This is a genomic window from Microbacterium sp. (assembly GCF_041641055.1).
Taxonomy (GTDB): Bacteria; Actinomycetota; Actinomycetes; order Actinomycetales; family Microbacteriaceae; genus Microbacterium.
The window spans coordinates 77008-100788 of the sequence record NZ_JBEPZB010000006.1 but is presented as its reverse complement, the minus strand read 5'-3'; the positions used below and the strand labels follow the sequence as shown (position 1 = coordinate 100788).

Here is a 23781-nt window from a genome sequence, read left to right as displayed (position 1 = left end):
CCCTGCTTCGCCCCGCGGCTCGACACCGCCTGCCGAGTTCAGGCGGCGGGGCCGACGATCACGGCGGAGTCCGGGGGCAGAGCGACCGACCGTCCCGTCACGCTCACCTCGGAGGTCTCCACGAGGATGCGCGCGTCGGCGTCCACCGCGAACTCGACCTCGGCGCCGGTGAGATTCACGAGCACCGAGAGCGCTCCGCGGTCGATCCGGTAGGCGCGCGACTGAGGGGCGGCCTCGGCGTCGATCACCGAGACCACAGTGTGCGCCATGTCGGGATCGGTGAGCTCGGGGCGCTCGCGTCGGAGTGCGATCAGGCGGCGGTAGAGGGCGAGCAGTCTCTCATGGTGAGGCTCGGCGATCTCGTCCCACTCGAGGCGGGAGCGTCGGAAGGTCTCCGGATCCTGCGGGTCGGGTACGCGCGCCGGATCCCAGCCCATGCGGGCGAACTCGGCGATGCGCCCTTCCGCGGTCGCCTTCGCGAGCTCGGGCTCCTCGTGCGAGGTGAAGAACTGCCACGGCGTCGAGGCGCCCCATTCCTCTCCCATGAACAGCATCGGCGTGCCGGGAGAGGTGAGTGTGAGCACCGCGGCGACCGCGAGGCGTTCGGGGGAGAGGGATGCCGACAGGCGATCCCCCTCGGCGCGGTTGCCGATCTGGTCGTGATCCTGTGCGAACGTGACGAGCCGCCACGCAGGCACGTCCTCGGGCAGTGGCGACCCGTGCGGGCGCCCGCGGAACGACGAGAAGGTGCCGTCGTGGAAGAACCCGCCCTGCGACACCTTCGGCAGTGCCTCGGGGGCGGCGAAGTCTGCGTAGTACCCCTCCGTCTCTCCGGTGAGCGCGACGTGCACGGCATGGTGCCAGTCGTCCGACCACTGTGCGGTGAGCCCGTAGCCGCCCGCTTCGCGCGGCAGGATGAGTGTCGGATCGTTGAGGTCGGACTCCGCGATGAGGCTGAGAGGTCGACCGAGCTCGTCAGCGAGAGCATCCACCCGCTCCGCGAGCTCCTGCAGGAGGTGCGGCGAGCGCTCGTCGTGCAGAGCATGGACGGCGTCGAGACGCAGCGCATCCACGTGCAGGTCGCGCAGCCACATCAGTGCGTTCTCGATGATGAACTCCCGCACGGCGGGTTCGTCGAGGTTGACCGACGCTCCCCACGTGGTGTTCTGCCCGTCACGCAGGTACGGGCCGAACTCCGGGAGGTAGTTGCCGCTCGGGCCGAGGTGGTTGTAGACCACGTCCTGCACCACGGCGAGGCCGCGGGCGTGCGCGGCGTCGACGAAGCGCTGGTACGCCGCCGGTCCTCCGTAGCCCTCGTGCACGGCGTACCAGAGCACGCCGTCGTAGCCCCAGTTCCAGGTGCCGCTGAACGCGTTGACCGGAAGGAGCTCGATGTGGGTGACGCCGAGGTCGACCAGGTGGTCGAGGCGTCCGGACAGTGCATCCAGCGTGCCCTCGGGCGTGAAAGTGCCGACATGGAGCTCGTAGACGACACCGCCGGCGAGCTGCCGTCCCTCCCAGCGTGCATCGGTCCACTCGAAACGGCTCGCGTCGAACAGGGCCGAGGGGCCGTGCACGCCGCGCGGCTGACGACGGGAACGCGGATCGGGTCGCAGGTCTGCGCGCCCGTCCAGCAGGAAGCCGTAGCGCTCGCCCTCGGCGAGTTCGACCTCGGCACTCCACCAGCCGTCGCCCCGGGCGTCCGGCGCGAGGTCGTGCTCGGAGACGGTCGCTCCTGCGGGGGTCAGTCGCCGCAGCCGCACGCTGCCGGCCCGCGGGGCCCAGACGTCGATCATCGCTGCTCCACCAGCAGCGCGACGGGATAGGTGTCGAGCAGCTCGTCGAGGCGCACGGAACCCGCCTCGAAGCGGCGTCCGGTCAGCACGTCGACCGCGGGCGTCTCCCGACGCAGCAGCGCGGTATCGCCCCACCCTCCTCGTCGAGCGAGTCCGACCGGCAACCGCGTCGCGACGGCGATCACCCCTCCACGATCCATGGCGACGGCGTGCTCAGCGGCCTCGCCGACGACGGTGCCGGCGCGGTATCCGTCGTACAGCTCCGGGTGATCGCGACGCACGCGCAGCGCACGCGAGGTGACGAGCATCTTCGCGAGGCCGGAATCGTCCAGGGGAGGAAGGATGCCGTTCGTCGCATCCTCGTCGAGCCGGGCGAGCATCTCGGTGCGGGCGGCGAAGTCGACCGGGCGGCGATTGTCGGGGTCGACGAGCGAGTGGTCCCACAGCTCGGTTCCCTGGTACACGTCAGGCACTCCGGGGGCGGCGAGCTGGAGCAGCTTCGCCGACAGGGAATTGCTGCGACCGGGGAGCACGATCTCGCTGACGAACCCGTCGACGATCTCCCGCGCTGCTCCGTTCGCCGCCTCGGCGACCGCGGCGATGCCCTTCTCGAATTCGACGTCCGGATGCTGCCAGCCGGTCGACTCCGCTGCCTCGCGCGCCGCTTTCAGGCCATACGCGTGCAGTCGCTCGGTCGAGATCGGCCAGGCGCCGACCGCCGCCTGCCAGAGGAGCGCATCCAGCGGTCCATGTCCGGTCGAGGCGATCGCGCGCAGGTCGTCAAGCACCTCGGCCCATCGCTCGGGCACCTCGGCCAGCACGGAGAGCCGGGCGCGGACGTCCTCCGACCTCTTGGTGTCGTGCGTGGACAGCGCCGTGAGCGAATGCGGCCAGGAGGTGGCGCGAGCACGTTGGGCGTCGTGGAAGTCGTCGACCGAGATCGAGTCGATCGAGGGATCGCCGCCGACCTCCGTGAGGGTGCCGAGGCGGGTGAGGCGGTAGAACGCGGTGTCCTCCACGCCCTTCGCCATCACGGCACCGCTCAGCTGCGGGAACCGTTGGGCGACCTCGAGGCTCGGGTCTGCGAGCAGCGGCGCGAGTGCGGCGATCGCATCCTGGAGATCGGGGCGCCGACGGGCGGCGTCCTCGATCGCGTGCGCGAGGTGCTCGCGGCCCGCGGGCAGGTACGACCGGTACACGGGGAAGCTCGCGACGATCTCGGACACCGCATCCGCCGCACCCTCGATCTCGGTGGGCAGGGCGCGCACGAGGCGGCGCACTTCGGACTGCAGCAGTTCGTCGGCGATCATCCGCTTGGTCCCGTGGATGAGATCGTGCCAGGACTCCGGGGCGGGCAGACCCGATCCCGACCGCAGCTTCCGGTCGAGCGCGTCGAGGGAGCGGACCCCCGTGCCGTCGATCAGCACCCTGTCGATCTCGACCAGGGCGTCGTATCCGGTGGTGCCGTCGGTGCGCCACCACCCGGGGAGCTCCTCGCCGGGTTCGAGGATCTTCTCGACCAGGGTGTAGGCACCGCCGGTGGCCTCGGCGAGCCGTTCCAGATAGGCCCCGGGGTCGCGCAGCCCGTCCGGGTGGTCGACACGGAGTCCGTCGGCGAGACCTTCGTCGATCCACCGGAGGATCTCGCGATGGGACTCCTCGAAGACGGCCGGATCCTCGACGCGGATGCCGGCGAGCTCCGAGACCGCGAAGAATCGGCGGTAGTTCAGATCGGTGTTCTGGTCCTCCCAGAACCGCAGCTCGTAGTGCTGGGCCTCGAGGAGCGCGGCGACATCGTCTGCGTGGTCGGCCGAACCGGGCGAGAGCGGCAGCACGTGGTCGAAATACGACAGCGTGCCGTCCGGGGCATCTGCGGCGGGAGTGCGGTCGACGACGAGCTGACCGGCGGCGAGCACCTCCGCCAGAGGAGCGCCCAGGATCGGCAGCCGCACTCGTCCCTGTGTCACCCGGTCGTCGACGTCGAAGGCCGACGAGTACCGCGACGCAGGCCCGAGGCGCAGCAGATCCCACCACCAGAGGCTGTCTCGCGGCACCGCGACCCCCACGTGGTTGGGCACGATGTCGGCGAGGATGCCGAGGCCCGCGGCGCGCGCGGCCTCGGCGAAGCGCCGAAGCCCCTCCGGCCCGCCGCGCGAGTCGTCGACGCGGGAATGATCGACGACGTCGTAGCCGTGATCGGAGCCGGGCGTGGCGGCGAGCAACGGCGAGAGGTAGGCCCAGGATGCGCCGAGATCCGCCAGGTAGCGGGTCACCGTCGCCGCGTCGTCGAGCGTGAAGCCCGGACGGATCTGCAGCCGATACGTCGAGAGGGGGCGCCGGGTCATCGAGGGAGCTCCGGCGTCCGTGCGGGTGCCGGAGCCTCGGCGCGCTCGGTCTGGACGCGCAGCGACGCCTCGACCGAGTCATCCATCGGCACCTCGGTCTGGTCGACTTCACGCAGCACGAGCAGCGAGTTCGCCTCGAGGGTCACCGGAGCACCCGCGTCGATGGGGTCCCCACCGGCGCGATCGCCGGCCGTGTCGACCGCGACCTCCCAGCCGCGTCCGTGCCGCTCGTCCGGGAGCACGGCATCGATGGCCTCGGATCCGCTGTGGAAGTAGACGAGGAAGTTCTGATCGGTCACCGGCTGACCTCGACGATCCTTCTCGCGGATCCCCTGGCCGTTCAGGAACATCCCGATCGCGAGGCCGAATCCGCTGTCCCAGTCCTCGGGCTCCATCCGGCGACCATCCGGTCGCAGCCAGACGACGTCAGGGACCCGCTCACCGTCGTCCGACCTGACCGGACGCCCGTCGAAGAACCGGCTGCGGCGGAAGGTCGGGTGGGCGCGGCGCAGCCGGGCGACGGCCGCAGTGAACTCGACGAGCGGGCGGTCTGCGGACTCCCAGTCCACCCACGTGATCTCGTTGTCCTGGGCGTAGCCGTTGTTGTTGCCGTCCTGGGTGCGTCCGAGTTCGTCGCCGTGCGCGATCATCGGCACACCCTGCGAGAGCAGCAGCGTCGCGAGGAAGTTGCGCTGCTGGCGCGCGCGGACCCGGTTGATCGTCTCGTCGTCGGTCGGACCCTCGACACCGTGATTGCTCGAGCGATTGTGGGATTCACCGTCGTTGTTGTCCTCCCCGTTCGCCTCGTTGTGCTTCTCGTTGTACGAGACGAGGTCGCGCAGGGTGAAGCCGTCGTGCGCGGTGACGAAGTTGATCGAGGCGACCGGCCGTCGGCCGGAATGCTCGTACAGGTCGGCGGAACCGGTCAGTCGCGAGGCGAACTCGCCGAGCGCCTGAGGCTCACCGCGCCAGAAGTCGCGCACGGTGTCGCGGTACTTGCCGTTCCATTCCGTCCACTGCGGCGGGAAGTTGCCGACCTGATAGCCGCCGGGGCCGACGTCCCACGGCTCGGCGATGAGCTTCACCTGCGAGACGATCGGATCCTGCTGCACGAGCTCGAAGAACGCGGCCAGGCGGTCGACGTCGTAGAACTCGCGGGCGAGCGTGGAGGCGAGGTCGAAGCGGAAGCCGTCGACGTGCATCTCCGTGACCCAGTACCGCAGCGAATCCATGATGAGCTGCAGCGCGTGCGGATTGCCGGCGTTGAGTGAGTTCCCGGTGCCGGTGTAGTCGGTGTAGTACCGCTTGTCATCCTCGAGCCGGTAGTACGCCTCGTTGTCGATGCCTCTCATCGAGAGCATCGGGCCCATGTGGTTGCCCTCGGCGGTGTGGTTGTAGACGACGTCGAGGATGACCTCGATGCCGGCCGCATGCAGCGCCCGCACCATGGCCTTGAACTCCTGGACCTGCTGGCCGTGCTGCCCGCTGGAGGAGTAGTCGTTGTGCGGCGCGAAGAAGGCGAGCGTGTTGTAGCCCCAGTAGTTCGAGAGGCCCTTCTCCTCGAGCGTGGAGTCGTAGACGAACTGGTGCACCGGCATCAGCTCGATCGCGGTCACGCCCAGATGCACCAGGTGCTCGATCACCGCGGGATGGGCGATGGCCGCGTACGTGCCGCGAAGCTCCTCCGGCACGTCGGGATGCAGCTGGGTGAGGCCCTTCACGTGCGCCTCGTAGATCACGGTCTGTGCGTAGGGGGTCTTCGGGAGGCGGTCTCCAGCCCACTCGAAGAACGGGTTGACGACGACGCCCTTGACCATCTGGGCGGCCGAGTCCTCGTCATTGCGGGAATCGGGATCTCCGAAGTCGTATCCGAACAGCGGCTGTCCCCACTCGATGCGGCCGGCCACGGACTTGGCATACGGGTCGAGGAGGAGCTTGTTCGGGTTGAAGCGCTGCCCCTGGGCGGGGTCGTAGGCACCGTGCACCCGATAGCCGTAGAGCTGCCCGGGCTGCACGGCGGGCAGGTAGCCGTGCCAGACGAAAGCATCGACCTCTTCGAGGAGGATGCGCTCCTCGGTGCCGTCGTCGTCGAAGAGGCACAGCTCGACCTTCTCGGCGGCTTCGCTGAACAGGGCGAAGTTGGTGCCCTGACCGTCGAAGGTCGCGCCGAGAGGATAGGGGGAGCCGGGCCAGACGTCGTGGCTCACTGAGCGCGCCGGATCGAGACGGCGCGGTGCAGGACGGTCTTCACGGCGTCATGGAAGTCGTGCACCTGGGCGACCTCCGTCGCACGCAGGTACGGATGCCCGACGTAGCAGACGAAGACCGGCGACACGTGCTCGACGTAGCCGACGGGGCCGTCGTGCAGGACGACGTAGCGATCGATGTCGACGCGCTCGTACAGCGGCTCCGCAAGGGCAGGCGCTTTCGTGGGAGCCTGGCCGTGGATGGGCTGGGGGTCATGCGCGGTGTGGGTCTTCGCACTCATGAGGGCTCCTGATTCTGTTGATGGCTACACGCTATGAGCTCGGCTGCGCCAGCGGAACACCATTGCCACCGGGCGACTGAGGCGCTATACCGGCGAAGTCGGACGCTCGTGAAACCACCCTCCCGCCACCTGCGAGAATGGAAGCCCCGCGCCGATTCCGAACCGAGGAGCTTCCGTGCAGTACATCTCCACCCGAGGCGGCATGCAGCCGTTGCCGTACTGCGAGACGCTGCTGGAGGGACTCGCTCCCGACGGCGGGCTGGCCGTCCCAGAGACAATGCCCACCGTCGACGGCGAGACGCTCGAGCGCTGGCGCGCGCTGACCTACCCTCAACTCGCCACCGAGGTGCTCGGACTCTTCGCCACCGACATCCCCCGGGCCGATCTCGCCCGCATGACCGCTGCGGCATACGATCCGTTCCCCGAGGAGGTCGTCCCGCTGCGCTCGATCGGCGACGACCTCACCCTCGTCGGGCTGTCGGAGGGGCCGACGCTGGCCTTCAAGGACATGGCCATGCAGTTCCTCGGCGAGGTCGTCGAGTACGCGCTCGAGCGCAGAGGGTCGGTGCTCAACATCCTCGGTGCGACCTCGGGTGACACGGGTTCCGCCGCCGAGCACGCGCTGCGCGGCAAGGACCGCATCTCGGTGTTCATGCTCTCGCCGAAGGGGCGGATGAGCGCCTTCCAGCGGGCTCAGATGTTCTCGCTCGCCGACGACAACATCCACAACATCGTGGTGGACGGCGTCTTCGACGACTGCCAGAACCTCGTCAAGGTGCTGGCGGGCGACCTCGACTTCAAGCGCACTCAGCACCTCGGCGCGGTCAACTCGATCAACCTCGCGCGCATCACTGCGCAGACGGTCTACTACTTCTGGGCGTGGCTGCGCGCGACGGATGCCGGGGGCTGGACCGAGGTCTCCTTCACGGTGCCGTCCGGCAACTTCGGCAACATCCTCTCCGGCTTCTTCGCGAAGCAGATGGGGCTGCCGATTCGCCGCCTCGTGCTCGCGGCGAACGAGAACAACGTCCTCGACGAGTTCTTCCGCACCGGCGTCTACCGTCCACGGAGCGCCGCGCAGACCCTGGCCACGTCGAGCCCCTCGATGGACATCTCGAAGGCGTCGAACCTCGAGCGCTTCATCTTCGAGCTCGTCGGGCGCGACGCGTCCCGCGTGGTGAGCGCGTGGGGCGAGCTCGAGACCCAGGGCTACTTCGACTTCACCGCGGAGCTCGCGCGCTTCGTCGACGAGTTCGGGATCGTCAGCGGCACCTCGACGCACGACGACCGACTCGCCACCATCGCCTCCGTCTACGAAGCCACCGGCGACATCATCGATCCTCATACCGCAGACGGCGTCAAGGTCGCCCGCGAGTACGTCGAACCCGGCGTGCCGATGCTGGTGCTCGAGACGGCGAAACCGCAGAAGTTCGCGGACACCATCCGTGAGGCGATCGGCATCGAACTCGAGTACTCCGCGGAGCTGCGCTCCATGCTGGACGCTCCGCAGCACAAGACGGAGATGGCCGACGACGAGCACGAACTCCGGGCCTTCATCGAGGCTCACGCGCTGCGCTGAGCCCCTCGGGTCACTCCGGGTCGCCGTGCAGCATCCACGGCACTCCGAACCGGTCGACGAGCATCCCGAAGGAGCCGCCCCACGGCGGAGTGTCGAGCGGCATGGTGATCGCCGCCCCCTCCGAGAGCGCGTCCCAGACCTCCTGCGTGCGGGCCTGGCTGTTGCCGCTGAGCGACACCGAGAACCCCTGCGGCGGCTCGAACGGGATGCCGTCCGGCGTGTCCGACGCCATCAGCACCAGCCCGTCGGGCGTCGTCAGCTGCGCGTGCATCACGAGATCGTGCTGGTCGGGGTTCTGGACCATGTCGGGGAACTCGCCGAAGACGTTGACCTCGAGGTCGCCGCCGAGCACCCCCTGATAGAACTCCATCGCCTGTCGCGCTTCCGTGCGGAACGAGAGATACGGATTGAGATTGGCCATGACTGCCCCCAGCGATGTCAGGCGGGTCCGCCGTCGGCCCCGCTGCGGCTCATTCTGCGCCGAGGGTCAGACATCCGCAAGAGAGTACGCGCGCTCAGACGGGGAGCGCCTTCACCGCAGCAGTGAGCACCTGAGGCACCGTCGGCACCCCTTCCGCGCGGAAGACCTCGGTGCCGGCGGCATCGCGGATGATGACGGTCGGGGTGAAGCGGATGTCGAGCGCCTCCGCGGCATCCGGTTCGGTGGCGACATCGATCTCTGTCACGGTCGCATCCGGGAGATAGCGCACGGCATCCGCGACGACGGCGCGCGTGCGCGAGCAGGCGCCGCAGAACGCGGAGGTGACCAGTGTCAGTTCCATCGATCTCCCGTCGTCGTCACAGGGTGCAACCCGACATCCACTCGCGCTGTTCCCGTGTCGCGGTCAGAACTCGGTGCGCTTGACGAGGCCGCGGTTCGTGCGGATGTGCTCGTAGTCCCATTGCACGACCCGCGACTCGGACAGCCAGACCGCGAGACGCTCGGTGTCGATCTCCGAGACGTCGACGAACCTCGCCTCGGCCGCCTCGAAAGACCCCGAGGCGGTGAGTCCCGGCTCGGCGAACGACTGCCCGCTCCAGAACATCAGGCGCACGGCGTCCTTCAGCCGGTCGTACCCCACGATCGGGTTGCCGTCGAGGAACCAGACGGGGTGGGCATGCCAGACCTTGGCCGTCGCCTCGGGGAGTCCCCGGTCGATCTCCTCGGCGAGGAGGTCGCAGATCAGTCGGTCGTCGGGGCCGAGCCTGCGATGGTAGTCGGCGATCTCGGGTGCGCGGGTCATGGTGCGAGTATGGCCTCTGTGGCAGCGGCCGTCGAGCGTCAGGCGCTCGACGTGGTGGCGCGGGGATGCAGCAGCCCCGACACGGCGCCGAGCGCGGCGCCCACGACGGTGTCGACGATGCGCTCCCACGCCACGTCCAGAGACCCGATCTCACCCGTCGCAGCGCCGGTCAGCAGCAGGACCAGGGGCGTGATGAACACCAGCGCGAGCGCGTAGTGCCGGACGACCACGAGTTCGATCGTGAACTGCAGCACGCCCAGCAGCAGGGCGAGCCAGAGGCCGGACGGATGCAGCAGGGCGAGGAGCGCGTAGACACCGCCGCCGGCGACGGTGCCGAGCATCCGATGCAGCCCCCGTTGCACCGCCGCACGGCGGGCGGCGGCGACGCCGATCACCGCGACCGCCGACCCGACGATCCAGTAGGTCCTGGCGGGGTCGATCAGCAGTCCCAGCAGGACGCCGACGACGGCGACGAGTCCCACCCGGACCAGCAGCAGACGCGTTTCGGGCGTGAAGCCCGGCCCTGGCAGGAGCTCGCGTAGCGGCCGAGCGGAGACCGACCGTGTGCGGGGACGCAGCAGCGGGGCCATCGCGACGAGGTAGGAGAACGCGCATCCTGCAGCGAGCGCGGTGAGATAGGTCAGCGGATCCACCGGCGAGGTCGCGATGACGTGCGCCGAGAGGCCGAAGACCAGCACGAAGAAGAGCGGACCGGGCGGGCCGAGACGGTATCCGAAGGCCAAGGCCGCGCTGGCCACCGCCACCACGACGACGCCGATGCTCATCAGCCAGGCGTTCGGGGCGAGGGCGACCCCGAGGGCGGCACACACGACGAGGCCGAGGGCGACGAAGGGGAGGATCCTCGCTCGTTCGACCACCGGCGCCGCGCCGGCGAAGAGCACCGTGAATGCTCCGGACGCCGCGATGTAGCCGAACGAGGGCTCGCCCAGGAGAGTCATGACGGCGATCGGCACGGCGATGCCCAGCGCCGCCTGGGTGGCGAGGTGCCAGCGCGGTCCGCGCTTGGGGGCCAGGGCGAAAAGACTCATCACTCGATTCTCTCGCGTCGGGGGCTCACTGCTCGCCGCTGGACCCGGGGATACGATGGCCGACGTGACAGATCCTCGCCCCGGAATCGCCGACCGCCTCTCGCGGATGATCCGGCTTCCGACCGTCTCGGCGGAACTGGAGGAGCGCGGCACGGCGCCGTTCGAGGAGTTCGTCGCGCTGCTCGCCGAGCTCTACCCGCTCGTCCACGAGCACCTCGACCTCGAGCGGCACACCGACTTCGGGCTTCTCTTCCACTGGTCGGGCCGGGAGGCCCAGGGCGGCACGGATGGCGCAGTCGAGGGGCCCGTGGTGCTGATGGCGCACTACGACGTGGTTCCTGTGGATGAGAGCGACGACTGGACGTATCCACCGTTCGATGGCGTCATCGCCGACGGCGTGGTCTACGGGCGCGGTGCCCTCGACGACAAGGGGCCGCTGATCGTCGTGCTCGAGGCGGTCGAGAATCTGTTGGCCGACGGTTTCGTTCCGGCGCGCGACGTCTACCTGTCCTTCGGCGGCAACGAGGAGACGTATGGTCGTGCCGCGGAGGAGATCGCACGGGTGCTCAGAGAACGGGGGATCGTCCCCTGGCTCGTGGTCGATGAGGGTGGGGCTGTGGTCGATGCGCCCCTGCCGTTCGTCCCGGGGCGTGCGGCGATGATCGGCGTCGGCGAGAAGGGCGTCATGACCCTCACGCTCTCGGCGCGCGGCTCGGGCGGCCATGCCTCGGCGCCGCCTTCTCTCACCGCTGTGCGGCGCGTGGCGAGAGCGGTCGACCGGCTCGGGCCTGGCACTTTCCGACCGCGCCCGTCGAAGGCCGTCGGTCGCATGCTCACCCGGTTGGGCAGTCACACCCCGGGCCCCGCAGGGCAGCTGCTGCGCCTTCTCGGCGCGGCTCCGCTGCTCACCGGCCGACTGTTCGCAGCCCTCGGCGGCGAGGCCGCGGCTCTCGTGCGCACGACCGTGGCTCCGACGATGCAGTCGGGTGGGACCGCGGCGAACGTGCTGCCGTCACAGGCGTCCGCGACGGTCAATCTGCGCATCGCACTCGGAGAGACCACGCAGCAGACGGTGCTGCGCGTGCGCCGCCGCATCCGAGATCCGCTCGTCACGGTGCGCGTCGAGGAGGCGAGCGAGCCCTCGCCCGAGTCCGCGACCGACAACGCCCAGTTCGCGCTGCTCGCTGACGCGCTCGCGGTCTCGCACCCGGGCGTTCCCGCCGTCCCCTACGTGATGATGGCGGCGACGGATTCCCGCCACCTCCACCGCTTCGCGCCCGCAGTCTACAGGTTCGCGCCGCTCGACATGTCCAACGCGCAGCGGGCGTCGATCCACGGGGTGGACGAGAGCGTCGAGATCGTCGCGCTCGAGCGGGGCGAGCGCTTCCATCGCGCGCTCCTCGAGCGGCTAGGGTGATCTCACCCTTCCCGGTCGTCTGAGCGCCCGGACCAGCCTTTTCACCGAGGAGCCGCGATGACGCGCAATCGAACTCTGGGCACCCTGGCGACGGTCGTCGGGTTCCTCGCCTTCGTCGAGTTCACCAGCGGCGTGCTCCAGGGCTACTACACGCCCATGCTGACCGACATCGCCCGGCATCTCGGGATCCACGATGCCGACGTGAACTGGCTCGAAGGCACGCAGCTCATGCTCTCCGCGCTCGTCGTCCCGGCTTTCGCGAAGCTGGGCGACATGGTCGGACACAAGCGGATGCTGCTGATCTCGACCGCTCTGACCGCAGCCGCGGCTCTCGTCCTCCCGTTCACGGACTCGTTCCCCGTGTTCCTGATCGGCTGGACCCTGATGGGCTTCTACGTCGTCTGGCTGCCGCTCGAGATCGCGCTCATCTGGTCGCGTTCGCGCCGGATGGAGGGGCGCTCGTCGATCACGGCGAAGGCAGCGGGCCTTCTGGTCGCCGCACTCGAGGGCGGCGCGATCATCGGCGCTCTCGTCGGCGGCGCACTGATCGACGTCCTGCCGTTGACGGTGGTGCTCCTCATCCCTGCCGTGCTCATCGTGATCTGCTTCTTCGTCATCCTCTTCGGGGTGAAGGAATCGCCGGAGCCGACGGGCGGTGTGTTCGACACGGTCGGCGTGGTCCTGATCTCGCTCGCTCTGATCTGCTTCACCGGCGGTCTCAGCCTGCTCCGTCTCGACGGAGGACTCGTCAATCCGTGGTCATGGGCCGTCGTGCTGCTCGGCATCCTTCTCGTCGTCCCGTTCGTGCTGTGGGAGCTGCGCTGCGACGATCCGGTCATCGACGTGCGGATGTTCCGGTCGCCGGCGCTCGGTCCCGTGTTCCTCACCGCCGGTCTGTTCGGAGTCAGCGTGCTCGGCGCTCAGGCACCGCTGTCGACCTTCGCCCGCACGGATCCGGGCGTCTACGGCTACGGACTGGGCACCACGGGTTTCGCGACCTCGTTGATCATCGGGCTGTACCTGATCGCGATGATCGCGGGTGCCCTCCTGTTCCCGACGGTCGCCCGGCTGCTCACGCCTCGGGTCACGCTGATGCTCGCGTCCCTTCTCGTCGGTGTCGGATTCCTGCTCTTCCTGCCGTTCCACGACTCGTACGCGCAGGTGGTGACGAACATGGTCATCGTGGGCCTCGGGTCGGGAGCGCTCGTCGCGGCGCTGCCTGCAGCGGCGGCCTCGGCGGCTCCGCCCAGCCAGACGGGTGTCGCGACGGGCCTCACGAACTCGGTCAAGACCGTCGGCGGCGCGATCGCGTCGTGCGTCTTCGGCATCGCGCTGCTGAACGGCGCGAGCGGCGCGGTCGAGGGCACCGCCGGTTCCTTCGCCGGCTACATCACCGTCTGGGTGGTGTGCGGCGTGACGGCACTCGTCGCCGCGGCGATCCTGGTGTTCGTCCCGAAGGCGGCCTTCACCGATCGAGCGGATGCCGACACCGTCGCCGCGCCGGTGGTCTGAGGCTTGCGGGGACGGTCAATCGCGGTCGAGCCCGAAGGTGCGCTTCACGACGGCCTGCATGTCCCGATCGAGACCGTCGATGCGCGTGTTCACGGTGTCGAACCGGGCGTTCATCTCGCTGCGGAGGCCGCCGATCTCGGTGCGCACCACGCGGACGAACAGGCTCGAGACGACGGTCAGCATGCCGAACATGAGCGCCGTGAAGGCACCGATCATCGTCCAGATCTGAGCGTCGTTCATGAGGTGCACCGTGTCATCCTCGCATCGTTCCATGCGCCGGGCGGCGGGCGTGCGCGTTGTATATCGTCATCCCGCGTTCGGGGAGAACCGGCGCGATCCGCATCACGTGCAGAGAGGGTGGGCCGCGGTCTTCCGCCGCGGCCCACTCTCCGGATCAGTCGCCCTTCACGTTGACGAGCTGGCGCAGCGTGTGCCTGATGGCGACCAGGCTTGCGGCATCCGCCATGACCTGATCGATCGGCTTGTACGCCTGCGGGATCTCGTCGATGAAAGCATCCGTGTCACGGAACTCGATGCCGTCCATCGCCGCCCTGAGCTGCTCGTGCGAGAAAGTGCGCCGAGCCGCCGACCGCGAGTACTCGCGGCCTGCGCCGTGCGGTGAGGAGTTCAGCGACTGCGGATCGCCGAGTCCCTCGACCACGTACGACGCCGTGCCCATCGAACCGGGGATGAGGCCCGGGCGACCCGCATCCGCCTGGATGGCGCCCTTCCTCGACACCCACACCCTCTTGCCGTAGTGCTTCTCGGACTCGGTGAAGTTGTGATGGCAGTTGATGCGCTCCTGCTCGTCGACCGGAGTGCCGACGAACTCCGAGACCTGTCTCGCGACCCGGTCCATCATCTCCTCGCGGTTGAGGAGCGCGAAATGCTGCGCCCAGCGCAACTCTCTGATGTAGCGGGTGAACTCAGGCGTGCCCTCGACGAGGTACGCCAGGTCCGGGTCGGGGAGATCGATCCACCACTGCTTCGCCAGCCGCTGTGCGACTCCGATGTGGTGACCGGCGATCCGGTTGCCGACGCCGCGCGATCCGGAATGCAGGAACAGCCACACGCGATCGAGCTCGTCGACCGACACCTCGATGAAGTGGTTGCCCGAGCCGAGCGTGCCGAGCTGCAGCCGCCAGTTCTTGGCGTACTTCTCCGGGTCGAACTCGCTCTTCTCGGCGAGGGCCTCGAGCTCGGCGATGCGAGGCTCGGCGGTCGCGACGATCTTGTTGTTGTAGCGACCGGCCGACAGCGGGATCGCGCGCTCGATCTGCTCGCGCAGTTCGGCGAGGTCGCGACCCGTGAGGTCCGATCTCGTGAACCGGGTGCGGACGGCGATCATGCCGCAGCCGATGTCGACGCCCACGGCGGCCGGGATGATCGCACCGAGCGTCGGGATGACCGACCCGACCGTCGCCCCCTTGCCGAGGTGCGCATCCGGCATCAGCGCCAGGTGCGGGTGGATGAACGGCATGCGCGCCGTGGTGTGCGCCTGATCGAGCGTCTTCTCATCGATCATCGACGCCCACGAGAGCAGCCGTGTGGAGAGCCTCTCCATGATTCCTTTCCTTGGGTGATGTGTTCAGCCACAGGTCGGGGATCTCGTGAGAGATGAAGAAAGCCCCGGACCTGACGGTGCGGGGCATGAGAACAGCGGATGCTGTCACACGGCGCGCGCCGGAGGGTACGACTCATCGCGGTCGTTGCGCTTCTGCTTAAGCGCCCCGACCGTGGCGAAAGGAAGATTCCGCACAGCGGACATCCGTCGTCTCCTCGGCGTGAGTGCTGCGCCCGTTCGGCACAGCTTTGCCACACTAGGGCGCGACACGCCCGGGAGTCAAGCCGTCTCGCGCGCCGGGTTGTGCATGAACTCGATGCGGATGCCGTCGGCATCCTCCACGAAGGACGCGTAGTAGCGCTCGGAGTAGCGCGGGTACTCCTTGGGCTCGCGCACGGCCGTCCAGCCCGCGTCGAGTGCCACCGCATGCAAGCGATCGACCTCGTCGCGCGACGGCACGGAGAAGGCGATGTGCTGCCAACCGACGCGGCCGTGCCGGTGCGGCCCGGAGGCCTCATCCCACGTGTACAGGATGATCTCGGTCTCGTCGCCGTTGTGCCACGAGATCGAGTGGTCGTCCTCTCCGCCGCTCTGATAGCCGAGTGCGGTGAGGACCGGATGGAACTGCGCACGTCCGCGCTCGAGTTCGTCGACGGTGATACCCAGGTGATCCAGAAGAGCCATGGCTCCAGCTTTCCAGGACGCACCGATCCGCACTAGTGCGGGGCGTGGTATTCCGTCTCGCCGCGCTTCCAATAGCCCTTGACGATCGCGACGTGGGGGTCGACGCCCCAGCGTTCGAGCAGCGCCCGTCCCGGCCTCACGACCGACTGCTCGGCGGCGATGAAGACGAACGGTTCAGGCCCCACCGGGTCCCCTTCGCCGAGCCCCTCGAGGAAGGCGGCGAGCAGCGAGCCGGAGAGGGCGTCGCCGCGGTGCAGCCACTCGACGGCGACGGCGGTGTCGATGTCGACCTCGCGACCGGGGCTGCGGGTCTCGATGGCGATGCGTGCCGGAGCTCTGTCCGGGATCAGCGCGGCGAAGCGTCGGATCGCGGGGATCGCCGTCTCGTCTCCGGCGAGCAGCCACGACCCGGGGGTGCCGGCGAGGAGCGCCGAGCCGCGTGGGCCGCCGACGCCGATCGACGAGCCCAGTGGCGCGGTCGCCGCCCAGGGTGCGGCGATGCCCTGATCGCCGTGCACCGCGAACTCGACATCGAGCCAGTCGGATCCCCAGGCGACGGGGGTGTACTCCCGGCTCGGAGCCGCGCGCATCTCTTCCACGGAGCTCACGGGGCCGGTGGGGAAGAACAGCCGCATGTGGTCGTCCGCGCCGGGGGAGTCGAAACCGGCGAGTTCGCTCCCGCTGAGCCGTAGCCGTACATAGTCGGGTGCCAGCCATTCCCTGGCGACCAGAGTCGCGGTGCGGAAGTGCAGATCGAGTCCGCGCCGCTCGATCGTGAAACCGGATTTCGTCTCGCTCATAAAGTAAGGCTAACCTATCTTCGAGGCGTCGACTTAGGCATGCCTAAGTCCCCTCGTCCCGCGCCGTCGCGCGCTTCCATCCCGCAGAACAGGAGTCTCTCCATGTCCATGCCCAGAATCCTCTCGGCCACGAGCGTCGGTCTCGTCGGCCTTCTCACCCTCGCCGGATGCGCGTCCGGCAGTGAGGCGGCGCAGCCGTCCGAGGCCGCTGCCACAGATTCCGTGACCGTCGAGGACAACACCGGCTCCCACAAGATCGAGACCCCTCCCGCCTCGGTGGTCGCTCTCGACAACCGCACCTTCCAGACGCTCTCCGACTGGGGCGTCGACCTCTCGGCCGGCGCGGTGGCGCTCATGCCGGACACCGTGTCGTACCTCGACGACGACGACATCGTCGACATCGGTCTGCACAGCGAACCCGATCTCGAGGCCATCGTCGCCGTCGAGCCCGACCTGATCATCAGCGGCCAGCGATTCACCCAGCACAACGAGGCCATCGCCGATCTCGTGCCCGATGCCACGATCATCGATCTGGAGCCTCGCGAGGGCGAGCCGTTCGACGCGGAGCTGAAGCGCCAGGTGACCGTCCTCGGCGAGATCTTCGGCAAGCAGGAGGAGGCTCAGTCTCTGGTGGACGACTTCGACGCAGCGGTCGAGCGCGCGAAGTCCGCCTACGACGATGCCGACACCGTGATGGCGGTCAACACGTCCGGCGGCGAGATCGGGTATCTGGCACCGACCGTGGGGCGCTCGCTGGGACCGATCTACGACATCCTCGGTCTGACCCCGGCGCTCGAGGTCGATGACGCCTCCGACGACCACCAGGGCGACGACATCTCGGTCGAGGCGATCGCCGCGTCGAACCCCGACTGGCTCCTCGTGCTGGACCGCGATGCCGTGTTCGCCGCCGAGACCCCCGACTACGTCCAGGCGTCCGAGATCCTCGAAGACTCTGAGGCGCTTGCCGGCGTCACGGCCGTGGCGGACGACCAGATCGTCTATATGCCCACCGACACGTACCTGAACGAGAGCATCCAGACGTACACGACGTTCCTCAACGACCTCGCCGACGCGCTCGAGGCCGCTCAGGGATAAGGCGTGCGGTGGCCCCCGCAGTCTGCGGGTGCCACCGCCCGGCGTTCGATCATGACCCGCACCTCACCTTCCACCGTGCCGCGCCGCTTCGACGGACGGCTCTTCGACATGAGGCTGCTCATCGGCGTCCTCGTCGTCGTCGCGCTCCTCGCCGTGTCCCTGTTCACCGGTGTCTATGACATCGCGGGAGCTGCGGACGGGGCGGCGATGTTCCAGATCACCCGCGTCCCGCGAACGATCGCCCTCGTCCTCGCGGGAGCGGCCATGGCGATGGCGGGACTGGTGATGCAGCTCCTCACCCAGAACCGCTTCGTCGAACCCACGACCACCGGCACGACCGAGTGGGCAGGCCTCGGCCTGCTGACGGTGATGGTGCTCGTCCCGAACCCGTCGATCCCGCTCCGGATGCTCGGGGCGATCGTCGCAGCATTCATCGGCACGCTGGTCTTCTTCGGGTTCCTGCGTCGCGTGTCGCTGCGCTCGTCACTCATCGTCCCGATCGTCGGGATCATGCTCGGCGCCGTCGTCGGATCCGTCTCGACCTACTTCGCTCTCGTCACCGACTCCCTGCAGGCGATCGGTGTCTGGTTCGCCGGCAGCTTCACATCGGTGCTCCGTGGACAGTACGAGATGCTCTGGATCGTGGCGGTCGTCGGAGTCGTCGTCTTCATCGTGGCCGACCGCCTCACGATCGCCGGGCTGGGGGAGGAGATCGCGACGACCGTCGGCGTGAACTACGACCGGGTGATCCTGCTCGGGACGGTGCTGATCGCGGTCGCCACCGGTGTGGTCACCGTCGTCGTCGGGAACCTGCCTTTCCTCGGCCTGATCGTCCCGAACATCGTGTCGCTGGTGCGCGGCGACGATCTGCGCAGCAACCTGCCGTGGGTGTGCCTGCTGGGTATCGCCATCGTCACGGTCTGCGACATCATCGGACGGACGATCATCATGCCCTTCGAGGTTCCGGTGTCGCTGATCCTCGGTGTCGTCGGCGCGATCGTGTTCATCGTCCTCCTGCTCAGGCAGCGCCGTCGTGGCTGACCTGATCGCGGCGGAGGCGCGCACCTCCGGCTCCTTCCCCACCGCCCACGCGCGCCGTCGTTACGCGATAGTGGTGAGCATCCTCGTGGTCCTCGCCCTGGTCTTCGGCTTCGCCCTGCTCGCCTGGGAGAACCCCATGCCCGTGGGATCCGCCGGATTCTGGCGGATCGCGAAGCTCCGGATGACCAACGTGACCGTGATGGCGGTGGTGGCCGTGGCCCAGGCCGTCGCGACCGTGAGCTTCCAGACGGTCACGACCAATCGCATCATCACCCCGTCGATCATGGGCTTCGAATCGCTCTACCGGGTCGTGCAGACGGGCACCGTCTACCTCTTCGGCATCGCCGGACTCGTCGCCATCCAGGGGGTGTGGCAGTTCGGCCTGCAGGTGCTCATCATGGTCGGCCTCGCGATGGCGCTGTACGGCTGGCTGCTGTCGGGGCGCTACGGCAACCTCCAGATCATGCTCCTCATCGGGATCATCATCGGCGGGGGCCTCGGTGCCGTCTCGACGTTCATGCAGCGCATGCTGACCCCCAGCGAGTTCGATGTGCTCGCCGCCCGCCTGTTCGGCAACGTCTCCAACGCGGACGCCTCCTACCTGCCGCTCGCGATCCCGCTGTGCGTCGCTGCATCCGCGCTCCTGTGGCTGCGCGCGCGACGGCTGAATCTCCTGGCCCTCGGAGCCGACGCGTCGCGCTCGCTCGGCCTCGACCACCGGCGCGAGCTCTACATCGTGCTGTTCCTGGTCGCCGTACTCATGGCGACGTCGACCGCACTGGTCGGGCCCATGACCTTCCTGGGATTCCTCGTCGCGACTCTGGCCTACCAGTTCGCGGATTCGCACGATCATCGGCTGATCTTCCCCGTGGCCGTGCTGACGGCATTCACCATCCTCGCCGGTGCCTACTTCGTGATGCGCAACATCTTCTACGCCCAGGGCATGGTGTCGATCCTCATCGAACTGGTCGGTGGGACCGTCTTCCTCATCGTCATCCTCAGAAAGGGCAGGCTGTGATCACACTCGACGGCGTGCGCCGAGACTACAGCGACGACGTCGCGATCGGCCCCGTGGACCTCCGCATCCCCGCAGGGGGGATCACCGCGCTGATCGGCCCGAACGGTGCGGGAAAGTCGACGCTGCTGACGATGATCGGACGGCTCGGCGGGATGGACGCCGGGGCGATCGAGATCGCCGGCTACGACGTGGCGACGACGAAGTCGCGCGACCTCGCCAAGATCGTCTCCGTGCTCCGCCAGGAGAATCACTTCGTCACCCGACTGACCGTGCGCCAGCTCGTCGGCTTCGGACGCTTCCCGCATTCCCAGGGCAGGCTGACCCCTGCGGATGAGCAGATCATCAGCAGATCGATCGACTTCCTCGACCTCGGCGCGCTGGAGGGGAGATACCTCGACGAGCTCTCGGGCGGTCAGCGGCAACGCGCCTACGTCGCGATGGTGTTGGCGCAGGACACGGAGTTCGTGCTGCTGGACGAGCCGCTGAACAACCTCGACATGAAGCACGCGGTGCAGATGATGAAGCACCTCCGTCGAGCCTCGACGGAGCTGGGGCGAACCATCGTCATCGTGCTGCACGACGTCAACTTCGCAGGCCGCTATGCCGACCACATCTGTGCGATGAAGGACGGTGGGGTCGTGGAGTTCGGGCCGCCGTCGGCGATCATGACGAGCGATGTGCTGACCCGGGTCTTCGACACCCCGGTGCAGGTGATCGAGGGACCGCACGGGCCGCTGGCCGTGTACTACTGACGAGAGCGCGAGCTCAGAGCTCGATGCCGTGATCCTCGTCGTTGACGCCGGCGTTGCGCCCGCGGCGCGATTCGTAGCCGATGAACCAACCGAGCCACACGATCGCGGCGAGCAGGATGCCGAGCCAGACGTTCTCGAAGATCAGACCGATCACGACTCCGAGGATGAGGAGCCCTGCGGTGACGGAGAGGCGGAGCGCGGTGCGGGACATGGCCTCAGCCTAAACGCCGTGCGGGACCGCGGCGCCGGTCAGCGCCCGCGATGGTCTTCCGGGGAGAGGCGAGGGCCGCGCCGCGGCTCGCTCACCCCACTGGCGAAGATGAGACGGATGACCCGCTGACGATGCCCCGCCCACGGCGCGAGCAGCTCGAGCATCCCGTCGTCGTCGGTGCGGTGCCCGGTCAGCGCATGACCGACCTCGTGAGCGAGGTGGTAGTCGCCGACGCTCACCGCATCGGGGTCGCCGAGCGCACGGATGCGGGTCTCGGCGGAGGTCCAGACACCGACGCCAGGGAAGCTCGTGAGCGCACGGTCGCGCTCCTCGCCGGTGGGAGCGTTCAGGAGGGCGCGGCTGATGCTGTCCGCACGCTCCGCCACCCGCACGATGGTCTTCGACTGCGGTGGCTGCACGGCGACGCGATGCCAATCCCAGGAGGGGATACGCCGCCACTGCGGCGCCGCGGGTGCGGCGTACATCGGTCTCGGAGTCGGACCGGGCGCGCGCTCGCCGAACTTCGTGACGAGCATCCGCCAGGCGCGGAACGCCTCGAGACCGGTGACCTTCTGCTCGAGGATGGCGCACGCGAGAGCGTCGAACACCACGCCCGTGCGGGCCAGCCGCAGACCGGGGGAGCGGCGAGCGACCTCCGCGATCAGTGGATGGCGTGAGGGGTCGAATCCCGTGGGATCGTCGTCTGCTCCGCAGAGGCTGGGGACACTGTCGAGCGCGTGCTCGGCTCCGGCGCCCCAGGCTGTGGCCCTGATCTCGCCGCCGCCGCCGGCGCGCAGCGCGAGGGTAGCGGGGCCGAGAGGGGTGCGTAGGGCGCGCCAGATCACGGGCCCGTCGATGACCATGGTCGGGTCCCCTGGTCCGCGTCGCAGCATGCCGACCGTGCGGCGAAGGTCGACCGGTGCCGAGGGGCGATAGACCGTCTGGAGAGGTGCCTCCGCCGAAGGCGCGTCGGCGGCTCCGGCATCCGCGGTCATCGTCATGCGCCCACCATACGTGGCGGGCCTGACATCGCGATCAGAAGCGGTCGGGCGAGGGGGTGCCGTGGCCGTACCGGATCACGACGTCGGCGTGGCGGTCGAACCGGTACCCGATGCCGCGCACGGTGCGCACGATGTCCTCGTAGCGGCCGAGCTTCGCGCGCAGGCGGCGGACGTGCACGTCGATCGTGCGCTCGCCGGGGGTCTCGTCATCCTGCGCCTGCCACAGGGCGGAGACGAGTTCGCTGCGCTCGATGGTGCGTCCCTCGCGCAGCACGAGGTACTGCAGGAGCTCGAACTCCTTGTACGTGAAGGACGCGGACTCCCCGTCGATCAGCACACGCTTGCGCGAGATGTCGACGACGACGCCACCCTCCTCGTCCGTGGTCTCCTCCTCGGCGGCAGCCTTGGTGCGGGCGATCGCACCGGGCTCATGCAGCGCGAGGCGGACGACGTCGAGGTCGCGACCGCCGGAGCCGTGCGGGGCGAGGGCCACCGTCGCGTGCGTCTCGGCACCCGGGGCGAGCTCGGCCAGAGTGCGGCGCAGCGCGTCGACGAGAAGGGGGAGGCTGACCCCGGCCTCGGCCGCCTTGATCTCGTCGAGACCGACGTAGAGGGCGAAGCCGCGGGGTGAGCGGACGGCGGGCAGATCGGCATCCAGCGGTGCACCGGTCTGCTGCGACGAGACGGGACGGACGGCGGTGGCGACGGGACGCTCGAGAAGTGCGGTGTTCGACATGATGATGAAGTCCTCAGGACGTGAGCCGGAGAGAGGCTCTGATGCGTTGCATGAATGACCGGGCGAGCCGGGAGGGCGAGCAGGGGTGGGTGCTCGGTGACCAGTCCTCGCAGATCGCGGGAATCAGGTCAGACGGAGTGGCTGTTCGTTCAGCGACACATTCGGCAACACATGCCAACGCGACCGGGCATCATCATCCCGGCAGTCCTGTTCGCCTCCTGGGCGGACAAAGGGCTTGCGTTGGTAGTCATGGGGGGATTATGTCCGAAGAAGTCCGGGCGTGTCAAAACGGCCGTCGGCACGCGAGCGGGGCGTAACGTGGCAGAGGTGACCACTTCGACCCTTGCCGCCGGCTACATCCTCACTGATGAGAAGGACGCGTCCCGCTACGCGCTGACCCGCGACGGACAGCTCGTGAGCGTTCTGGACTACCGCGACGACGGACACACGATCGCCCTCACGCGAGCCTTCACGATCCCGACTTTCCGCGGCCACGGCTATGCCGCGGTCGTCGTCGAGGGTGCGGTGGCCGAGATCGAGGCGCGCGGCGATCGCAAGGTCGATGCCGTGTGCTGGTACGTCGCAGACTGGTTCGAGGCGCACCCCGAGCACGCCTCCCTGCTGCGTTCGCGATGATCCGGACCCGTGTGACGCTGTGTTACGCGGCGGCGCGCTGACAGGATGAACGCATGAGACTCGCAGAAGCACTCACGGCCCGTGCAGACCTGCAGCGGCGCATCGAGCAGCTCCGCGCCCGCATCACGGCGAACGCCAGATATCAGGAGGGGGAGGAGCCCGCAGAGGACGCCTCCGCGCTGCTCGTCGAGGCGGATGCCGTGCTCGTGCAGCTGCGCGACCTGATCCGCCGGATCAACGCCACGAACTCACGGCTCGATCTCGGCAGCGACGGCACGATGACGGATGCGCTCGCGGCGCGGGATGTCCTCCGGCTCCAGCACTCGCTTCTGACGGATGCCGCTGCCGCCGCATCCGGAGCCAACGAGCAGTACCTTCGGCAGATGCGGTCGGAACTGCGCCAGATCGCGGCGCTTCCCGTCGCCGAGGTGCGCACCCGCGCCGACGCCGTCGCGCAGCAGCTGCGTGAGCTCGACAATCGGATCCAGCAGGCGAACTGGCTCCACGACCTGGAGGAGTGAGAGCGGAAGTCGGTAGTCACGACGAGGCGGGCACAACCCCTGCCGGAGGGGCAATCCGGCACCGTGGGGTGGAGGGCAGCCCGGAACGCATCGCGCAGCCCCGCACACCGCACGTGTGATCGCGCATCGCGCATCGCTCATCACCACGTGCCGATCGTCGCGACGAGGGTGGGTCAGGGGACCTTCCGCTCGGGAACGCACAGTTGCAGCTGCGGTAATATGGAGCTCTGCTCAGCCCCGTCGGCTGAGGTGGTCAGGCGCCCCAGGCGCGCTGGTCCGAGGCTCGAAACCT

The 23781-nt window shown here is 68.6% G+C and carries 24 protein-coding genes; 9 read left to right on the top strand and 15 right to left on the bottom strand.

The window, feature by feature from the left end; genetic code table 11:
* Nucleotides 1-38 precede the first annotated feature (38 nt).
* Genes treZ through ACESK8_RS05885 form a run of 4 tightly spaced genes read right to left on the bottom strand, consistent with a single transcriptional unit; the run spans nt 39 to nt 6629 of the window.
* Nucleotides 39-1796 (bottom strand): malto-oligosyltrehalose trehalohydrolase, encoded by a 1758-nt coding sequence (gene treZ / locus ACESK8_RS05900; protein WP_372967717.1) that lies wholly within the window; start codon nt 1794-1796, stop codon nt 39-41.
* A complete protein-coding gene (gene treY / locus ACESK8_RS05895; RefSeq protein ID WP_372967716.1) occupies nt 1793-4141 on the bottom strand; it encodes a malto-oligosyltrehalose synthase in 2349 nt (782 codons plus the stop codon). Before treY ends, treZ begins: the two co-directional genes overlap by 4 nt.
* Nucleotides 4138-6348, bottom strand: a complete 2211-nt coding sequence (gene glgX, locus ACESK8_RS05890) for a glycogen debranching protein GlgX (RefSeq protein ID WP_372967715.1) — start codon at nt 6346-6348, stop codon at nt 4138-4140. Before glgX ends, treY begins: the two co-directional genes overlap by 4 nt.
* Nucleotides 6345-6629, bottom strand: a complete 285-nt coding sequence (locus ACESK8_RS05885) for a hypothetical protein (RefSeq protein ID WP_060927541.1) — start codon at nt 6627-6629, stop codon at nt 6345-6347. The genes glgX and ACESK8_RS05885 overlap by 4 nt, the downstream gene beginning before the upstream one ends.
* A 175-nt stretch (nt 6630-6804) precedes the next feature.
* Between ACESK8_RS05885 and thrC the strand changes: the two genes are divergently transcribed.
* Entirely contained in the window at nt 6805-8208 is a 1404-nt protein-coding gene (gene thrC / locus ACESK8_RS05880) for a threonine synthase (protein WP_372967714.1), read from the top strand.
* 10 nt (nt 8209-8218) lie between these two features.
* Here thrC and ACESK8_RS05875 read toward each other — a convergent pair whose 3' ends face one another.
* The 4 genes from ACESK8_RS05875 to ACESK8_RS05860 all read right to left on the bottom strand — a co-directional run bounded on the left by ACESK8_RS05875 (nt 8219) and on the right by ACESK8_RS05860 (nt 10501).
* Nucleotides 8219-8629 carry a VOC family protein gene (locus ACESK8_RS05875; protein ID WP_372967713.1) on the bottom strand — a complete coding sequence of 137 codons (411 nt, stop codon included), beginning with the start codon at nt 8627-8629 and terminating at the stop codon, nt 8219-8221.
* 94 nt (nt 8630-8723) lie between these two features.
* Nucleotides 8724-8990 (bottom strand): thioredoxin domain-containing protein, encoded by a 267-nt coding sequence (locus ACESK8_RS05870; RefSeq protein WP_372967712.1) that lies wholly within the window; start codon nt 8988-8990, stop codon nt 8724-8726.
* 63 nt (nt 8991-9053) lie between these two features.
* Nucleotides 9054-9452 carry a hypothetical protein gene (locus ACESK8_RS05865; protein WP_372967711.1) on the bottom strand — a complete coding sequence of 133 codons (399 nt, stop codon included), beginning with the start codon at nt 9450-9452 and terminating at the stop codon, nt 9054-9056.
* A 38-nt stretch (nt 9453-9490) separates the two neighbouring features.
* Nucleotides 9491-10501, bottom strand: a complete 1011-nt coding sequence (locus tag ACESK8_RS05860; protein ID WP_372967710.1) for an FUSC family protein — start codon at nt 10499-10501, stop codon at nt 9491-9493.
* A 55-nt stretch (nt 10502-10556) separates the two neighbouring features.
* Between ACESK8_RS05860 and ACESK8_RS05855 the strand changes: the two genes are divergently transcribed.
* Both ACESK8_RS05855 and ACESK8_RS05850 read left to right on the top strand, forming a co-directional pair.
* Nucleotides 10557-11918, top strand: a complete 1362-nt coding sequence (locus ACESK8_RS05855) for a M20/M25/M40 family metallo-hydrolase (protein WP_372967709.1) — start codon at nt 10557-10559, stop codon at nt 11916-11918.
* Nucleotides 11919-11975: 57 nt separating this feature from the next.
* Nucleotides 11976-13430 carry an MFS transporter gene (locus ACESK8_RS05850; protein WP_372967708.1) on the top strand — a complete coding sequence of 485 codons (1455 nt, stop codon included), beginning with the start codon at nt 11976-11978 and terminating at the stop codon, nt 13428-13430.
* A gap of 15 nt (nt 13431-13445) precedes the next feature.
* On the opposite strand, the gene ACESK8_RS05845 is transcribed toward ACESK8_RS05850, so the two are convergent.
* The 4 genes from ACESK8_RS05845 to ACESK8_RS05830 form a co-directional block, all read right to left on the bottom strand.
* Nucleotides 13446-13670 carry a hypothetical protein gene (locus tag ACESK8_RS05845; protein ID WP_372967788.1) on the bottom strand — a complete coding sequence of 75 codons (225 nt, stop codon included), beginning with the start codon at nt 13668-13670 and terminating at the stop codon, nt 13446-13448.
* 154 nt (nt 13671-13824) lie between these two features.
* On the bottom strand, nt 13825-14994 hold the full coding sequence (locus ACESK8_RS05840) for an RtcB family protein (RefSeq protein ID WP_372967707.1): 1170 nt from the start codon (nt 14992-14994) through the stop codon (nt 13825-13827).
* A 279-nt stretch (nt 14995-15273) separates the two neighbouring features.
* Nucleotides 15274-15678 carry a VOC family protein gene (locus tag ACESK8_RS05835; protein WP_372967706.1) on the bottom strand — a complete coding sequence of 135 codons (405 nt, stop codon included), beginning with the start codon at nt 15676-15678 and terminating at the stop codon, nt 15274-15276.
* A gap of 32 nt (nt 15679-15710) precedes the next feature.
* A complete protein-coding gene (locus tag ACESK8_RS05830; protein ID WP_372967705.1) occupies nt 15711-16478 on the bottom strand; it encodes a siderophore-interacting protein in 768 nt (255 codons plus the stop codon).
* Between the two features lie 102 nt (nt 16479-16580).
* Between ACESK8_RS05830 and ACESK8_RS05825 the strand changes: the two genes are divergently transcribed.
* From ACESK8_RS05825 to ACESK8_RS05810, 4 genes are read left to right on the top strand one after another with little or no spacing between them, the layout of a single operon-like run.
* Nucleotides 16581-17573, top strand: coding sequence for a siderophore ABC transporter substrate-binding protein (locus ACESK8_RS05825; RefSeq protein WP_372967704.1), 993 nt, complete (start codon nt 16581-16583; stop codon nt 17571-17573).
* Between the two features lie 51 nt (nt 17574-17624).
* Entirely contained in the window at nt 17625-18614 is a 990-nt protein-coding gene (locus tag ACESK8_RS05820) for an iron chelate uptake ABC transporter family permease subunit (RefSeq protein ID WP_372967703.1), read from the top strand.
* Nucleotides 18607-19632: an iron chelate uptake ABC transporter family permease subunit gene (locus ACESK8_RS05815; RefSeq protein ID WP_372967702.1), complete on the top strand. Its 1026-nt coding sequence runs from the start codon at nt 18607-18609 to the stop codon at nt 19630-19632. The genes ACESK8_RS05820 and ACESK8_RS05815 overlap by 8 nt, the downstream gene beginning before the upstream one ends.
* A complete protein-coding gene (locus tag ACESK8_RS05810) occupies nt 19629-20384 on the top strand; it encodes an ABC transporter ATP-binding protein (RefSeq protein WP_372967701.1) in 756 nt (251 codons plus the stop codon). The genes ACESK8_RS05815 and ACESK8_RS05810 overlap by 4 nt, the downstream gene beginning before the upstream one ends.
* Nucleotides 20385-20397: 13 nt before the next feature.
* Here the strand turns inward: ACESK8_RS05810 and ACESK8_RS05805 are convergent, their stop codons facing one another.
* Genes ACESK8_RS05805 through ACESK8_RS05795 form a run of 3 tightly spaced genes read right to left on the bottom strand, consistent with a single transcriptional unit; the run spans nt 20398 to nt 22332 of the window.
* A complete protein-coding gene (locus ACESK8_RS05805; RefSeq protein ID WP_060927556.1) occupies nt 20398-20595 on the bottom strand; it encodes a hypothetical protein in 198 nt (65 codons plus the stop codon).
* Nucleotides 20596-20633: 38 nt separating this feature from the next.
* A complete protein-coding gene (locus ACESK8_RS05800) occupies nt 20634-21596 on the bottom strand; it encodes a DNA-3-methyladenine glycosylase (RefSeq protein ID WP_372967700.1) in 963 nt (320 codons plus the stop codon).
* 34 nt (nt 21597-21630) lie between these two features.
* Complete coding sequence (locus ACESK8_RS05795) at nt 21631-22332, bottom strand: winged helix-turn-helix domain-containing protein (RefSeq protein ID WP_372967699.1); 702 nt, start codon at nt 22330-22332, stop codon at nt 21631-21633.
* Nucleotides 22333-22659: 327 nt separating this feature from the next.
* On the opposite strand from ACESK8_RS05795, the gene ACESK8_RS05790 reads away from it, so the two are divergent.
* A complete protein-coding gene (locus ACESK8_RS05790) occupies nt 22660-22968 on the top strand; it encodes a GNAT family N-acetyltransferase (protein WP_372967698.1) in 309 nt (102 codons plus the stop codon).
* 53 nt (nt 22969-23021) lie between these two features.
* Nucleotides 23022-23489: a DIP1984 family protein gene (locus tag ACESK8_RS05785; protein ID WP_372967697.1), complete on the top strand. Its 468-nt coding sequence runs from the start codon at nt 23022-23024 to the stop codon at nt 23487-23489.
* Nucleotides 23490-23781 lie beyond the last annotated feature (292 nt).

What these genes read in the sequence shown, in the direction of transcription:
- ACESK8_RS05860 (WP_372967710.1), bottom strand. Translation starts at nt 10,501, where the DNA reads ATGAGTCTTTTCGCCCTGGCCCCCAAGCGCGGACCGCGCTGGCACCTC.
- ACESK8_RS05835 (WP_372967706.1), bottom strand. Translation starts at nt 15,678, where the DNA reads ATGGCTCTTCTGGATCACCTGGGTATCACCGTCGACGAACTCGAGCGC.
- ACESK8_RS05875 (WP_372967713.1), bottom strand. Translation starts at nt 8,629, where the DNA reads ATGGCCAATCTCAATCCGTATCTCTCGTTCCGCACGGAAGCGCGACAG.
- ACESK8_RS05805 (WP_060927556.1), bottom strand. Translation starts at nt 20,595, where the DNA reads ATGTCCCGCACCGCGCTCCGCCTCTCCGTCACCGCAGGGCTCCTCATC.
- ACESK8_RS05840 (WP_372967707.1), bottom strand. Translation starts at nt 14,994, where the DNA reads ATGGAGAGGCTCTCCACACGGCTGCTCTCGTGGGCGTCGATGATCGAT.
- ACESK8_RS05855 (WP_372967709.1), top strand. Translation starts at nt 10,557, where the DNA reads ATGGCCGACGTGACAGATCCTCGCCCCGGAATCGCCGACCGCCTCTCG.
- ACESK8_RS05825 (WP_372967704.1), top strand. Translation starts at nt 16,581, where the DNA reads ATGTCCATGCCCAGAATCCTCTCGGCCACGAGCGTCGGTCTCGTCGGC.
- ACESK8_RS05870 (WP_372967712.1), bottom strand. Translation starts at nt 8,990, where the DNA reads ATGGAACTGACACTGGTCACCTCCGCGTTCTGCGGCGCCTGCTCGCGC.
- treZ (WP_372967717.1), bottom strand. Translation starts at nt 1,796, where the DNA reads ATGATCGACGTCTGGGCCCCGCGGGCCGGCAGCGTGCGGCTGCGGCGA.
- ACESK8_RS05885 (WP_060927541.1), bottom strand. Translation starts at nt 6,629, where the DNA reads ATGAGTGCGAAGACCCACACCGCGCATGACCCCCAGCCCATCCACGGC.
- treY (WP_372967716.1), bottom strand. Translation starts at nt 4,141, where the DNA reads ATGACCCGGCGCCCCCTCTCGACGTATCGGCTGCAGATCCGTCCGGGC.
- ACESK8_RS05800 (WP_372967700.1), bottom strand. Translation starts at nt 21,596, where the DNA reads ATGACGATGACCGCGGATGCCGGAGCCGCCGACGCGCCTTCGGCGGAG.
- ACESK8_RS05830 (WP_372967705.1), bottom strand. Translation starts at nt 16,478, where the DNA reads ATGAGCGAGACGAAATCCGGTTTCACGATCGAGCGGCGCGGACTCGAT.
- ACESK8_RS05820 (WP_372967703.1), top strand. Translation starts at nt 17,625, where the DNA reads ATGACCCGCACCTCACCTTCCACCGTGCCGCGCCGCTTCGACGGACGG.
- ACESK8_RS05850 (WP_372967708.1), top strand. Translation starts at nt 11,976, where the DNA reads ATGACGCGCAATCGAACTCTGGGCACCCTGGCGACGGTCGTCGGGTTC.
- ACESK8_RS05845 (WP_372967788.1), bottom strand. Translation starts at nt 13,670, where the DNA reads ATGAACGACGCTCAGATCTGGACGATGATCGGTGCCTTCACGGCGCTC.
- ACESK8_RS05865 (WP_372967711.1), bottom strand. Translation starts at nt 9,452, where the DNA reads ATGACCCGCGCACCCGAGATCGCCGACTACCATCGCAGGCTCGGCCCC.
- ACESK8_RS05785 (WP_372967697.1), top strand. Translation starts at nt 23,022, where the DNA reads ATGAGACTCGCAGAAGCACTCACGGCCCGTGCAGACCTGCAGCGGCGC.
- ACESK8_RS05795 (WP_372967699.1), bottom strand. Translation starts at nt 22,332, where the DNA reads ATGTCGAACACCGCACTTCTCGAGCGTCCCGTCGCCACCGCCGTCCGT.